Origin of the sequence: Propionivibrio sp., assembly GCF_016790145.1 — a bacterium.
Classification (GTDB): domain Bacteria; phylum Pseudomonadota; class Gammaproteobacteria; order Burkholderiales; family Rhodocyclaceae; genus Propionivibrio.
Window position 1 is genome coordinate 1 of sequence record NZ_JAEUOI010000227.1, and the last position, 14,107, is coordinate 14,107.

A 14,107-nucleotide genomic window follows, 5' to 3' on the forward strand; every position below is an offset into this window, starting at 1 on the left:
GAGGCGCAGGACGGCAAGCCGCCGGCAAGCAAGTAAGCGAAGCGGCTGGCGTCCCGATGGAGGCGCCAACCTCGTCCATTTCGATCTGGCGGGGAAGCTTGGAAACAGCGATGAAAACAGCGATGAAAACAGCGAGTGCGCTTTATCTCTCACTTTTGGCCCTGGCCATCGGAATCGTCCCGGCGACGGCATTTGCCCAGGTTGCCGCCAAGGCGGAAATCCGGTCCGAATCCGCTTTCGGGGCGCTGCCGGGGCGCTGGGTGCGGCCCGACGGCGGCTACGTCATCAGCATCAAGAGCGTCGATGCCGGCGGCAAGCTTGACGCGGCGTACGCCAATCCGAATCCGCTGCCGTTTTCCCGAGCCGAGGCGACGCAGGACGGCAAGACCATCAAGCTCTTCTTCGAGCTGCGCTCCGGCGGCTACAACGGTTCGACCTACACACTGAACTACGACCCGGTAGCCGATGTGCTCAAGGGCGTCTATTACCAGGCCGTGGCACAGCAGAAGTTCGATGTTTATTTCACACGGGTCAAATGAATCGTGAGGACTGCGCTTATGCACCTATCACGCGAGCTGCGGGCAAGCGTATCTCACGAGGCACCGGGGCTGGCGCTCCCCGGTGCTCTCCAGGCATCAATTCCAGCGCCAACACTTTTTAAAGGGAAATCGTCATGAGCAAGCATTCATCAATGTGTTTGGCCATCGCCGTCGCGACGTCGATGGCGGCGGGTGTCGCCTACGCGCAATACCCGATCATGGATCGCGTCGCCGGCAAGGTGATCGAGAAATACCAGAACGCGTCTTGCCAGCAGTTATGGCAAGAGAAGGCGCAAGGTCAGGGGCAGCCGAAACCGGAGATGGAACAGCGCGCGATCCAGATGCTGCAGCAGGACCCGCAGATGCGCCAGGCCTTCTTCAATCAGGTCGCGGCACCTATCGTCAACAAGATGTTCGAATGCGGAATGATCCCGTAACCGGGTCAGGACGCGAAAGGATAAACATGAAAATTGTCACATTTCAACGCAACTCGCTGGCTAAAGCCCTGGTCTTTGCCGTCGCTCTCACGGTGACGGCGGCGGTCACCGCACAGACGCCGCCCGTAGCGTCCGCACCTGCTGCCGCCAAAGCGGTAAAGAAACCGAGCGCAAAATCGGCAACGCCAGCGCCGAAACTCATCGTCGAGCCGAAAGCGATGGATCTTCTCAAGGCCGTCAGCGCCAGGCTGGCGGCGGCCAGGACGATGTCATTCACGGCGAATGTCGGTTATGAGTTTCCCAGCAAATTCGGGCCGCCTCTCGTTTACACGACGCGCTACGAGGTGACCATGCAGCGTCCGGACAAGCTCAGGATCCTGATGCCGGGCGACGGGCCTGCGTCCGAGTTCTATTACGACGGCAAATCGATGATGGCCTATGCACCGGCAGAGGATCTGGTCGCCATGGCCGATGCGCCACCGACCATCGACGCCGCGCTGAAGTCCGCCTATGACATGGCTGCACTGTTCTTTCCCTTTACCGACCTGCTGGTCGCCGACCCTTATGCCGCATTGACCGAGGGGACGATACTCGCCTTCTACATCGGTCCCTCGGGAGTCGTCGGCGGTGTCAAGACCGACATGCTGGCGTGGGCCAACAATGACGTATTCCTGCAGATCTGGATCGGCGCCGACGACAAGCTGCCGCGCCGGATTCGTGCGGTGTACAAGGCCGATCCGCTACGGCTGCGGCACGAGATGGATCTGACGAACTGGCAGATCGACGGGGTGATCGCTGCCGACGCGTTTGCCTCACCGAAGGCGCAGGCCGCCAAGCGTATCGCATTCCGGCATCCGGGCGCGACCCCGCCGCCGGGAGTGAAACCGATAGTTGGAGCCAAGCCAGCCAAGGCCGGGGCCGCTCAGCCCGCAACTAAATCGCAATAAGGAGACAGACCATGAACAGAATCTTTAACGTCGTCGCTACGCTGGCAGCCATTGGCGCAAGCGTGTGGGCCAATCCTGCTGCGGCCTGGGCCAGCGCCAATCGTTTTGGCGGCAGCACGAGCCACAGTTTCGGTGAGACCTCGCATGAAAACCGTTATGGCGGCAGTACTACCCATGAGGCCGGCGAAGGCACCGAGCACAGCAATGTCTATGGTGGCAGCAGCGCGCACAGCGTCTACGGCGGCACCGAGCATACCAATGCCTACGGCGGCAGCACGTACGGCGCCTACGGTGCCGGCGCCGTGCATGAGTACCCCGGTGGCGCAGCGGCGTATCATCCGCCGACCTACGGCTATCCGGCCTACCACCCGCCGGTTGCCGTTCCCTACTATTCGTCGGGTTGCTACGGCTGTGCGGCCGCTGCCGGGGCCGTCGTCGGCGTCGCGGCCGGAGCGGCGGTGGCGTCGGCCAATACGCAGGCTGCGGCGTCGAACGCCTATGCGGCGGGAGTCGCGGCCGGCAGCACCTACGCTGCACCGGCTTATCCCATCGGCGTCAACTATGCCGCGTTGCCGGTGAACTCGATGCCGGTCAACAAGTACGGAACGACGTACTACGTGAACGGCAATACCTGGTTCCAGCCGGCCTACGGTGCGAACGGCGTCTATTATCGCGTCGTTCCCGCGCCCTGAGAGTCTGTGAAAAAATCATTACTGCCTGATTACCAAGCTCATCACCCCGGCGCACCCCATGGCCCAAGGCCACGTCGGGAGTGTTTGAGCCATAGGCCCTTTCAACTTCGGGGAAGAAGCCGGTGTCCAGGTCGTTTATCTGATTGTTTTACTGGATAACCGTAGCAGAAACTCAGGGAAATGAAATCGGTGTACGCTCAGAAACTTATCAGTGCAAACGATTACCGGGCGGCGAAGACAAAAATCCTCAATGGACTTTAAAGTGCCTGGAGGCCCCCGGCAGGTGTGTGTCCTGACGTCTGCCGGGTAGTCAGCGGCAGGCTGAACAGGAATGAATGCAAGGCTTCGCGGCTAACTCACTCAGCATGGCGAGCTCTCAAGGGGAATCACCGTGCTCACAGTTCGCTTCATACTATCGATCCTGGCCCTGCTGGTCCTGGCAGGCTGTGCCAGTCGACCGCTCAACGCACCGATTACCCAGGTAGATCCAAGGAGCGGCTACCGTCCCTATCTGCTGCTACCAAAACGGCAAAATAACGATCTGAGCACTCTGTTCGTTCTTTCCTTCTCCGGCGGCGGCACGCGGGCGGCGGCCTTCTCCTACGGCGTTCTCGAAGAACTGAACCGCACCGAAATCGTGGTCAACGGCCAGCATCGCCGCTTGCTTGACGAGGTTGACGTAATCACCGGCGTATCGGGCGGAAGCTTCACGGCACTCGCCTATGCGCTCTACGGAGACCGCTTGTTCTCCGAATACGAAGAGCGCTTCCTCAAGCGCAATGTCCAGGGCGAACTGGTGTCGCGTGCATTAAAGCCCTGGAACTGGGGTAAATACATCGGCGGCACGGCCGGGCGCTCGGAACTTGCAGCGGAGTACTACGACGAGATTCTGTTCAATGGCGCGACGTTTGGCGATCTGCTCGACAAGCAAGGTCCCGTGGCGATTGCCACCGGTACCGACCTGTCGACCGGATCGCGGCTGGCCTACTTCCAGAACGATTTCGATCTGCTTTGCTCCGATCTGAATAGCGTGCATCTGGCCCGCGCGGCGGCCACGTCTTCGGCCGTCCCGGTCGTGCTGTCGCCGGTCACGCTAAACAACTACGGCGGCACCTGCGGCTACAAGTATCCCGCCTGGGTGAGCGCGGTCGCCGACCCCAACACGCGCGTCCGGCCTGCGGGTCGCGCGTTCAAGCGCTATCAGGAGATGGAGAGTTTTCAGGACAGCACGAATCGCCCGTACATCCATCTCGTCGATGGCGGCGTTTCAGACAACATCGGGGTACGCGGCGTACTGGAATTTCTTGAGGAAATGGCAGCGAGCGCGGCGTTCAAGGGAGAGGTTGGTTTTGGTGGCATCAAGCGGATCATTCTGCTGGTCGTTGACTCGCATTCCTCGCCTAAAACCGATTGGGACATGAAGGAGGAACCACCGGGGTTCGCGGTTCAACTGATGCAATCCGCAGGCGTTCCCATCGATCGCTTTTCATTCGAGACCATCGAGACGATGAAGGATCAGGTCCAGATCATGACCTGGCGACGCGAACTGCAGGTGGCCAAGGCAAGGCTTGCCGGCGCCAGCGAGGCGGAAGCCGAAGCGCGCCTGCCCAAGGTCAGCTTGAACGTACTGAATGTGAGTTTTGACGCCATTCGCGATCCCAAGGAGCGCGCCTACTTCATGGATTTGCCAACCAGTTTCGTACTGCCGCCGGAGGAAGTGGACCGCTTGCGTGACATGGCGGGCCAGTTGATGCGCGAGTCCGAAGACTACGAAAAGATCGTACAATCCCTCGGCGGCGGCGTTACAAAATAACTCAGGTCGGCAAAGGAGCATGATTTGTACATCACACGGACTTGCCAATCAACACCGAATCCGATGCCTCGATTCTTGTCTTTTCTCGCGTCGAGCCTTGTACTTGTAGCCGTCCTTGCGGGCAGCAGCCTCGCTGAACAGCCGGGCGTAACAGGAGGTGTTCTGGCCGAGAACACCCGCTTGTCGGAGCAGATCGCCGACAGCAAAAAGCTGCTCGACGACGCCAGGGCAAAGATTGAGAAACTGCGCCGGGAGACGCGCGATCTCGACGAGCGAATGAAGCAAATTGAGGAAAGTGCGCAAATCCATGTTCTCGGCAATGAGTTTGCCCGTTCGCTGACCGATGCGCGGCGGGCGCTGCCTGGTCCCGAGCGCTTCGCGGCAACGCGCGAGGCGCGGGAGCGCGTGCTGCTCCGGGCGAGCGATGACAGTGTTCGTAACCTGCGTGAGTTGGGGGAACTGGGGCACGCTGGCAGCTCGCTCGCTGCACCGATACAATTGCCAGGGGGCGACGCGGCAGCGATCGACACCGCGCTGGGCAAGCAGCGCGATCAACTGACGCGGCTTGGTGATCTACAGCATACGCTTCTCTTGACTTTGCGCGCAGAGGAACTGGCCGAGCGGGAACTTGAGGAACGAGTGCATGCGGCGCATACGAAGCTTTCCCAGATGCTCCTCTGGATGCCCGTTGCGCCAGGCTTCGAGAACTTCACCAGCTTCGCTCCCGCACTCGCGTGGATGGGCCGCGACAACTGGCGTGCAGCAGGCGAGGCATTGCGGGAGGCGTGGGCGCAGCAGCCCGTCTGGTCAGCGTTGATGCTATTTCTGGCACTCGCCCTTCTGGTCTTGCGCCGCCGTCTGTTGCGAGTTCTCTCATCGCACATGCCGGTCGCTATCGTGCTGCAACGTCATCGTGCCCGCCAGGTGGCCATGGCGCTGGCCATCACCTTGGCGCTCGCGTTGCCAGGGCCGATCCTGCTATGGGTTGCCGGGACGCTGCTCGGATCGGCGCCCGATTCCCAGCCCTTCCCGCTGGCGCTCACCGAGGCGCTGGTGAAGGTCGCGCAGCTCTTCCTGGCACTGAATCTCTTTGCGTGGCTGTTTGACCGGCGGGGCATGGCCGTGCGTTATTTCGGCTGGGACGAGGCGTCGCTTGCCTTCCTGGCGCGTGCGCTGCGCCGGTTCACGGCATTTTTCATACCGCTGATGCTGGTAGCCTGTTTAAACGGACTTGAAAACGCGCCATTCGCCATCCGCGAGAGTATTGGACGACTTTTGTTGTTTCTGGTGATGATCGCTCTTGCCGCCTTTCTTGTGCAGATCTTCCGGCGCAGGAATCCACTGATGCAGTACTACATCGCACGCACGCCACGCAGTTGGGTGGTCCAGTTTCATGCACTCTGGTTCTCGCTGCTGGTCGCCGTTCCCCTGGGGGCTTCGGTCCTTGCCGTGGCCGGATATTACATTGCAGCGGTCTACCTTTTCGGGCGTATGGTGCGGTCCATGTTTGTGGTTCTGGGGGCGGTGATGATCTACGGCCTGATGGCCATGTGGGTGACCGTTAAGCGCGCGCACCTCGAGCGAATGAAGCACGAGGTGGCGGCGCACGCAGAGATCGAGGGCGGCGATCCGGCCGTGGACTTTTCACGGCATGCCGACATCGCAACGATTGGCGAGGAGATGCGCTCGCTGCTCAATTTCGTGATTACGTTGCTGCTGCTGGGTGGTCTCGTGTCGGTGTGGTGGAGTGCGATCCCATCGCTTTCGGTTATTGGAAATCATGAATTGTGGACCTACACATCGACGGTCGGCGACAAGGAAGTAGTCCATTCGCTGACGGTGACCGGCTTCTTCATGGCGATGCTGATTGGCGTAATTACTGCTGTCCTCGTGCGCAATGTTGGCGGCGTTCTCGATATTGCCCTGCTCAAGCGCTTCGACATGCAGGCCGACGCGACGTACGCGACGAAGGTCATGGTGCGCTACGTGCTGGTTGTCATTGGCGTCGCGCTCGCTTCGAGACGGCTGGGCATCGGCTGGAGCGACGTGCAATGGCTGGTCGCCGCACTCAGTGTCGGTCTCGGCTTCGGGTTGCAGGAAATCTTCAGCAACCTCGTTGCCGGTCTGATCATGCTTGCCGAGCGCCCGGTACGCATCGGCGATATCGTAACGGTCGGCGATGTGACGGGAACGGTCGCACGCATCCGCGCACGGGCAACGACGGTCGTCGACTTCGACAACAAGGAAATCCTCATTCCGAACAAGGCGTTCATCACCGACCGAATCACCAATTGGACCCTCTCCAACCAGACGACACGGCTGCTGCTCAAGATCAGCGCACCGCGTGGCAAGGATGTTTCGCTTTTGCAGCAGGTAATACTCGATGCCGTGCGCAACTCTCCCGGCGTGGTTTCGGAACATCCCCCGACCGTCGATTTCCTCGGGTTTAGCGACAATTCACTCGACTTCGAGGTCAGCGCCTATGTCGATTCGTTCAACAAGCGCTCGGTGGTGCGCAACCAGATCAATTGCGCGATCGAATTGGCGCTTCGTGAGCGCCGCGCCGCGTCCTGAACGTACAACAGTCGACCGACAGGCGATTGACTGCGACAGCGAGTGTCGGCGATACTTCTACGCTTCCCCATTGATTTCCTGTCCATCCTTTCCTGCATGCATCGTCCAGCCAGGTCGGGCCATGCATGGCTTTTTCATGCAAGCAGGTCGTCGTGGGGCTTCAGGAATTCAACCAACCAGGCAAACCCAGGAAGGAGCATCACAATGACATACGAGAACATCCGGCTCGAAACGCATGGCCCGGTGGCCCTGATCACCCTCAACCGGCCCAAGGCCTTCAACGCATTGTCCGATGACATGATGGACGAATTGAGCCTGGCGCTCGACGAAGTCGAGGCGGACGCGTCGATCTGCGCCATCGTCCTCACCGGTGGCGAAAAGGTGTTCGCCGCCGGGGCCGACATCAAGGGCATGAAGGATTACTCCTACATGGATGCCTACAAGACCAATTTCATCACCCGCAACTGGGAGCGCACCAGCCGCTGTCGCAAGCCGGTGATCGCGGCGGTGGCCGGCTACGCCCTGGGCGGCGGTTGCGAGCTGGCGATGATGTGCGATTTCATCCTTGCCGCCGATAACGCAAAATTCGGCCAGCCGGAAATCAAGCTCGGCATCCTGCCGGGAGCCGGCGGCACGCAGCGCCTGACCCGGCTGGTCGGCAAGTCGAAGGCCATGGATCTCTGCCTGACCGGTCGCCTGATGGATGTCGTCGAAGCCGAGCGAGCCGGATTGGTCAGCCGCGTCGTTCCGGTCGCCAGTCTGATCGAAGAAGCGCTCAAGACCGCCGAGACCATCGCGGGCTATTCGCAGCCGGCGGTGATGATGACGAAAGAATGTATTAACCGTGCCTATGAGTCTACGCTGGCCGAGGGTTTGCTGTTCGAGCGGCGGACTTTCCATGCCGTGTTTGCCACTGCCGACCAGAAAGAGGGTATGGAGGCCTTCTCCAGCAAGCGCGCGCCGGATTTCAAGCATCACTGAGGCGCATCCGGGCAACCCGCTCTGCAGCGCGCCATGTCGGATGTATCGCCCGGAGGGCTGCCGTCCATCATTGCGTTTGTCAGGGATGATTCGGGTGTAAAGTCGGTCAACGCCGGCTTGCCGCAGAAAGCGCAAAATTTTTTTATCATAACCAACGGGAAAGGAACAGGAAATGGAAATCAGGAAAGTAGGCGTCATGGGTTGTGGAGCGATGGGTGTGGGCGTCGCGCAGGTATGTGCGCAGGCCGGCATTCCGACGGTTGCCGTCAAGGCGACGCCGGGTTCGACGGACAAGATTCGTTCGGGATTGGAGAAATCGCTGGCCAAGATGGTCGAGCGCCAGAAAATGAGCGCCGAACTCCGCGATTCAACGCTCGGTCTGCTGCAGTTCACCACCGACGAGTCGGCGGTCGCTGATTGCGATCTGATCATCGAGTCCATCATCGAGGACATCGACATCAAGAAGGCGATGTTCAAGCGGCTGGAAGGAATCGTTACGCCGCAGGCGATACTGGCCACCAATACCTCAACCTTGTCGGTGACGGCACTGATGGCGGGCTGCAAGCAGCGCGACCGGGTTGCCGGCCTGCACTTCTTCAACCCGGCGCCGGTGATGAAGCTGGTCGAGATCATCCACGGTTTCGAGACCTCGGACGAGGTCATCAGCACCCTCGACGAGTTCTGCAAGAAGGTCGGCAAGGATCCGGTCATCGTGCAGGACACCACCGGCTTCATCGTCAACCGCCTGCTGACGCCCTATATGCTGAGCGCCATACACCTGCTGGAAATGGGTACGGGCACCATCGCCGACATCGATCACGCGATGAAATCGGGCGCTGCGCATCCGATGGGGCCGTTTGAACTGGCCGACTATATCGGCCTCGACGTGGTCGAGGCGATGGCGCTGAATATCTATGAGGACGTGCGCCAGCCGCATGTCGCCTCGCCGCACACCCTGACTCGTCTGGTTCAGCTCGGCTATCTGGGCCGCAAGACCGGCAAGGGTTTCTACGATTACTCGGTCAAACCGCCGATCGGAAATCCGGCCCTGCGCCATCCGGTCGCCTGATCGAAGCCTGCGGTTGATCGCTTGCGCCAGGGGCGGCGCAAGCGATCCGGTATGCTCGTCTCGGCCGCCACCCTGGTTGACGAGAAAATAAGGGTCGGAAAACAGGGAAAATCTAACCGGGGAAATCAGGGCTCCCGGTTTCCTTCGGTTCAGGCACGGGCTGCCCCAGTTCCTGCCGGACTGTTTCAATAAAACCAGCGGCACACTCAATAACCCACTGAGCCTTGTCCGCCGTCACTTCGTCGTCAGAGTAGTCGGCGACCAATCGAATTTCAGCGGCCCGGTTCAGGGCCTTGCCCAGTTCCACCGGCAATCTTCCCGTTTTCACCAGATGCAGGCTGAAAGCGGAAATCAGACTGCTGTGGGTCTTCGCCACAGTCGGTTCGACGGGTGCGGCTGACCAGATCAAAGCCGCCCTGGCAGCATCAAACATGGCGTAGTAGGCACGATTGCAGGCTCCGTCCACGTCCCCTGAATCGAGCAGCAACTTTGCTGAGGCTGACGCCTTCGATGCCTTGCATCAGGTCAGCCGGATTCACAGACGCACTCCGTCGCGGCTGATGTTGCGGAGCAGAGCGGGGTTTTTGTAGGTTTCCGGATGCAGCCATTCGTCTTCCCACACTGGGAGCGGCTGGATGAGTACCCCGGTTTCCAGCAGTACCTCGTAGGCCATGTCTGCCATGGCGAGCTTGGTATCGAGGAAGTGGCCCCGGCTCCCATGCAGCAGTACGGCGATGTCGGCATCGCTGTCAGGCCGGTGGTTGCGCCGGGCGCGACTGCCAAAGAGAATCGCCCCGGCCAGGTCATAACTCCCCGACACCTTGGCAATGAAGGCGCGTGCGGCAATTGCAGTATCGTCGTCCAGACGGCCAGTGCTCATTGTGATGCTCCTGTTCCAGGAAGCAGAACCGGGTTCCCCTCCGGTTGTCAATATACTCCAAGGGCTCATCGAGGGAAACGAAAGAGGGCTGGAAAACCGATACAAAACCAGGGGTCTGATTCGGGTTTATTGTTCCGTAAATCGTGTCGCATGCTGGCGCGAAATCGGCAAAGCGATTGACTGTGAGAAACAGGGTCAGCGATACTTCCTCAAGGCGCGCAGGATTTCCTGCCCTGCATCCTTCAGCCATCGAGCCACCGACCAATTGTAAACCACCAGGTAGCCACCAAATGCGTCACACCCTCCATGAGATGTTAAATGCATTGCTTGTAATAGTTTTCCTTGCGGTAGTTCCTGCGCATGCGCAAGACCGGTCGTCCAGTGCAGTCATCTTCGAGAACGTCCGCATCTTCGACGGGACCGGCGACCGGCTATCGGGCCCGTCGAACGTGCTCATCGTGGGCGGCGTCATCAAGACAATTTCCAGTGCGCCGATTGCCGACCCGCCCGACGTGACGGTGCAACGCCTACGTGGCGACGGGCGCACGCTGATGCCGGGGCTGATCGACAGCCACTGGCACACCATGTTCGTGGCCCCGTCGATGCCGCAGTTGCTGGATGGCGATCTCGGCTATCTCACACTGCTGGCGGGCGTCGAGGCCGAAGCCACCTTGATGCGCGGCTTCACCACCGTGCGCGACCTGGGCGGGCCCTCGTTCGCGCTCAAGCGTGCCATCGACGAAGGCCGCATCGTCGGCCCGCGCATCTATCCCTCGGGCGCGATGATCACCATCACCGGCGGTCATGGCGACTTTCGCAGCCGCTCCGACCTGCCGCGCAGCCTGGGCGCGCCACTGACCATGCCGGAACTGATCAATGCCAGCCAGCTCGCCGATTCGCCCGACGAGGTGCGCATGCGCACGCGCGAGCAGTTGCTGCTCGGCGCCTCGCAGATCAAGCTCACCGCCGGCGGCGGCGTCGCCTCTCCGCACAGCCCGCTCGACGTATCCACCTTCACTGAAGAAGAGTTGAGGGCCGCCGTGCAGGCCGCTGCCAACTGGGGCACCTACGTCGGTGTGCATGCCTACACCCCGGAGGCCATACAGCGCTCGATCGCCGCCGGCGTCAAGGTCATCGAGCACGGCCATCTGATGGACGAAGCCAGCGCCAGGCTGATCGCCGAGAAGGGCATCTGGCTGAGTTTCCAGCCCTTCTCCGACGACGGCTTCATGGCGCCGATGCCGGCTTCCAGCGTGGCACGGATGCGCCAGATCTTTGCCGGAACCGAGCGCACGGTCGCGTTGGCCAGGAAGTACAAAATCAAGATGGCGTGGGGCACCGACATCCTTTTCTCGGCGGCCAATGCCACGCGCCAGGGCGTGCAACTGGCCAGGATGGCGCAGTGGTACAGTGCTGCAGAAGCGTTGTCCATGGCCACCGCAAGCAATGGCGAACTGCTGCAGCTGTCGGGTCGGCGCAACCCCTATCCCGGCCGGCTCGGCGTTGTGCAGGAGGGCGCACTCGCCGACCTGCTGCTGGTCGATGGCAATCCGCTGACTGACATCAAGCTCATCGAAAACCCCGGCAAGAACTTCCTGGTCATCATGAAGGACGGCAAGGTCTTCAAGAACCTCGTGCGTTGAGTATCAGTGCCCGCCGGCAAGTCACCGCGCTAAAGCAGTTTTACCCGAGCTTATAAGCGGCAGCCTGACGGGTGCATAATCGACCCATGATTCTGCACATTGCCCGAAACGGACTTTTATCGCTCGCCTGCTGGGCGTTGTGCTGCCTGCCGGCGTCGGCGCTGCCCTCGTTCGCCGAAGTTCGTGCGTCCTATGCCGAATCCGACGCCATTCTGCTGGCCCGCGACGGGCGACCTCTGCACAGCAAACGTATCGACATGAGGCAGCGGCGTTTGCCGTGGACGCGCATCGAAGACGTTTCCCCGAGCCTGCTGCGTGCGCTGCTGGCCTCCGAGGACAAAAAATTCTACGAACATTCCGGCGTCGACTGGAACGCCGCCGCCGCCGGTGCCTGGCGCAATTTATGGACTACCCGGACGCGCGGCGCCAGCACGCTCTCGATGCAACTCGTCGGGCTGCTCGACGATTATGACAAAGACAATGCGCCGCGTCATGGCCGGCGCAGCGTACCGGAAAAACTCTCGCAGGCGGCGGGCGCGCTGTGGCTGGAACAGCGCTGGAAGAAAGACGAAATCCTTGAGGCCTACCTCAATCTCGCCGGTTTCCGTGGCGAGATGGTCGGCGTTGCGGCGATGAGCCGCGGGCTGTTCGGCAAGTGGCCGGACGGTCTCGACGAGCGCGAGTCGGCGCTGGCGGCGGCACTGCTGCGCGCACCGGGGGCCTCAGCACAAAGCGTGGCGACGCGCGCCTGCGGCGTGTTGCAGACGATGGCGCAGCACGGAGCGCCCGCCCAGTGCGAGGGGCTGGACGGCCTCGCCCGGCTGGCGCTTGCCGGTGGCCTGCGCGATCAGGCCACAGGTTCCGGCTGGCTCGGCGCCGAACAGTCGCCGGGGCTGGCGCCGCATCTGGCGCAGAAACTGCTCAGCCGGCCGGGAGAGCGGCTGCGCAGCACGCTCGACGCCGATCTTCAGCGATTCGCCAGTGCTTCCCTGCAACGCCAATTGCACGACATCGCGCGGCAGAACGCCGAGGACGGCGCGCTGCTGGCGATCGACAACGCCTCGGGTGAGGTGCTGGCCTGGGTCGGTTCGAGCGGCGCCTTGTCCGCAGCGCCCGAGGTCGATGGCGTCACGGCGCTGCGTCAGGCCGGCTCGACGCTCAAGCCTTTCCTCTATGCGCTGGCCTTCGAGCGCCGTGACCTGACGGCGGCTTCGCTGCTCGACGATTCGCCGCTGGCGGTGAGCACCAGTAACGGTCTCTATGTGCCGCAAAACTATTCAGCGGAGTATCGCGGCTGGGTCAGCGCGCGCATGGCCCTCGGCGGATCGCTGAACGTGCCGGCGGTACGCACGCTGGTGCGCATCGGGCCGGACGCCTTGCGTGACCGTCTGCACGACTTCGGCTTCAAAAGCCTCAGCGAAAACGGCGATTACTACGGCTTCAGCCTGGCGCTCGGCTCGGCCGACATTTCCCTGCTCATGCTGGCCAACGCCTATCGCACGCTGGCCAACGGCGGCCGCTGGTCGCCGCTGCGCGTGAGTCATGACGCCAGTGCCGACAAGGCGCGCCGGCCATGTGTCGAAGGCGGCTGCAGCGGCGTATTCGAGGGCAGCGCGCGGCGGGTCGCGGCGGCGGCGCCGGTGTTCATCGTCGCGGACATCCTGGCCGACCGCACGGCGCGGGTCGGCACCTTCGGCCTCGAATCGTGGCTCGCAACGCCCTACTGGAGCGCGGCGAAAACCGGAACCAGCAAGGACATGCGCGACAACTGGTGCGTCGGCTTCTCGCCGCGTTATACGGTGGCGGTGTGGGTCGGCAACGCCGCCGGCGAGGCGATGCATGATGTGTCGGGCGTTTCCGGCGCCGCACCGGTCTGGCGCGAGGTGATGGACTGGCTGCATCGTGGCGGCAGCAACCGGCCGGGCGTGGCAAATGTTCCGCCGCCCGGCGTCAAGCAGCAGTCGATCCGCTTCGAGCCGCCCGGTAGAATCAAGGAGCCGGCACGCCAGGAATGGTTTGTTGCCGGCACCGGCATGAGCGTTGTGCGTCTCGCCGAAAGTACGGCCCTGGCGCACATCGCCTATCCGGGGCAGGGAACGATCATCGCGCTGGACCCGGATATTCCGCCCGCTCGCCAGCGTATCGCCCTGCAACTCTCCGGCCAGCCCGACCCCGGCTGGCATTGGCGCATCGACGGTCAGCCGCTTGGCCGTGCTGCAACTGAGGTGTTGTGGCGGCCATCCCCTGGACGGCATCGACTGACGCTGGCCGATGCGCAGGGACGCGAACTCGAGGCCGTCCGCTTCGAGGTGCGGGCGATGAAGGGAAGGCCGGCGAAACAACCCTGAGGCAATACCCTTGTATGTTCTGTTTTTGAATTTATATGAAAATGATTGCGGTCTGTGGAGCTTGTGGGCAAAGGGGCGCGCGGTGGGAAACGCGCAGCGTTTTCCACGGCAAGCGTCCCGGTTCGCCGTAGGCGAATTGTCCACAAATCCACAGTCCTATGGTTTCGGCGCGGAAGCTCGACAT

11 protein-coding genes and 1 pseudogene are annotated in these 14,107 nt (G+C 61.7%); 10 read left to right on the top strand and 2 right to left on the bottom strand.

Annotated elements, in window-relative coordinates; all coding sequences use genetic code 11:
* The 8 genes from JNM42_RS18285 to JNM42_RS18320 all read left to right on the top strand — a co-directional run.
* Positions 1 to 539: hypothetical protein (locus tag JNM42_RS18285; protein WP_294273676.1), on the top strand; the 539-nt coding region annotated here is incomplete at its 5' end.
* 134 nt (positions 540 to 673) lie between these two features.
* Positions 674 to 976 carry a hypothetical protein gene (locus tag JNM42_RS18290; protein WP_294273680.1) on the top strand — a complete coding sequence of 101 codons (303 nt, stop codon included), beginning with the start codon at positions 674 to 676 and terminating at the stop codon, positions 974 to 976.
* A 26-nt stretch (positions 977 to 1,002) separates the two neighbouring features.
* The gene (locus JNM42_RS18295) at positions 1,003 to 1,923 is read left to right on the top strand and encodes a DUF2092 domain-containing protein (protein WP_294273683.1); all 921 of its coding nucleotides are present in this window, start codon (positions 1,003 to 1,005) and stop codon (positions 1,921 to 1,923) included.
* Positions 1,924 to 1,934: 11 nt separating this feature from the next.
* Entirely contained in the window at positions 1,935 to 2,615 is a 681-nt protein-coding gene (locus tag JNM42_RS18300; RefSeq protein WP_294273685.1) for a hypothetical protein, read from the top strand.
* 391 nt (positions 2,616 to 3,006) lie between these two features.
* Complete coding sequence (locus JNM42_RS18305; RefSeq protein WP_294273688.1) at positions 3,007 to 4,428, top strand: patatin-like phospholipase family protein; 1,422 nt, start codon at positions 3,007 to 3,009, stop codon at positions 4,426 to 4,428.
* A 75-nt stretch (positions 4,429 to 4,503) separates the two neighbouring features.
* Complete coding sequence (locus JNM42_RS18310; RefSeq protein WP_294273691.1) at positions 4,504 to 7,002, top strand: mechanosensitive ion channel domain-containing protein; 2,499 nt, start codon at positions 4,504 to 4,506, stop codon at positions 7,000 to 7,002.
* 204 nt (positions 7,003 to 7,206) lie between these two features.
* A complete protein-coding gene (locus JNM42_RS18315; protein ID WP_294273694.1) occupies positions 7,207 to 7,983 on the top strand; it encodes an enoyl-CoA hydratase in 777 nt (258 codons plus the stop codon).
* A 172-nt stretch (positions 7,984 to 8,155) separates the two neighbouring features.
* Positions 8,156 to 9,052: a 3-hydroxyacyl-CoA dehydrogenase family protein gene (locus JNM42_RS18320; protein WP_294273696.1), complete on the top strand. Its 897-nt coding sequence runs from the start codon at positions 8,156 to 8,158 to the stop codon at positions 9,050 to 9,052.
* A 112-nt stretch (positions 9,053 to 9,164) separates the two neighbouring features.
* On the opposite strand, the pseudogene JNM42_RS18325 reads toward JNM42_RS18320, so the two are convergent.
* Both JNM42_RS18325 and JNM42_RS18330 read right to left on the bottom strand, forming a co-directional pair.
* Positions 9,165 to 9,557 (bottom strand): annotated as a pseudogene (locus JNM42_RS18325) (HEPN domain-containing protein); the annotation flags it as partial.
* 30 nt (positions 9,558 to 9,587) lie between these two features.
* Entirely contained in the window at positions 9,588 to 9,932 is a 345-nt protein-coding gene (locus JNM42_RS18330) for a nucleotidyltransferase domain-containing protein (RefSeq protein WP_294273701.1), read from the bottom strand.
* Between the two features lie 323 nt (positions 9,933 to 10,255).
* Between JNM42_RS18330 and JNM42_RS18335 the strand changes: the two genes are divergently transcribed.
* Together JNM42_RS18335 and pbpC are read left to right on the top strand one after the other, a co-directional pair.
* A complete protein-coding gene (locus JNM42_RS18335; RefSeq protein WP_294273703.1) occupies positions 10,256 to 11,575 on the top strand; it encodes an amidohydrolase family protein in 1,320 nt (439 codons plus the stop codon).
* A gap of 86 nt (positions 11,576 to 11,661) precedes the next feature.
* Positions 11,662 to 13,923 (top strand): penicillin-binding protein 1C, encoded by a 2,262-nt coding sequence (gene pbpC / locus JNM42_RS18340; RefSeq protein WP_294273705.1) that lies wholly within the window; start codon positions 11,662 to 11,664, stop codon positions 13,921 to 13,923.
* Positions 13,924 to 14,107 lie beyond the last annotated feature (184 nt).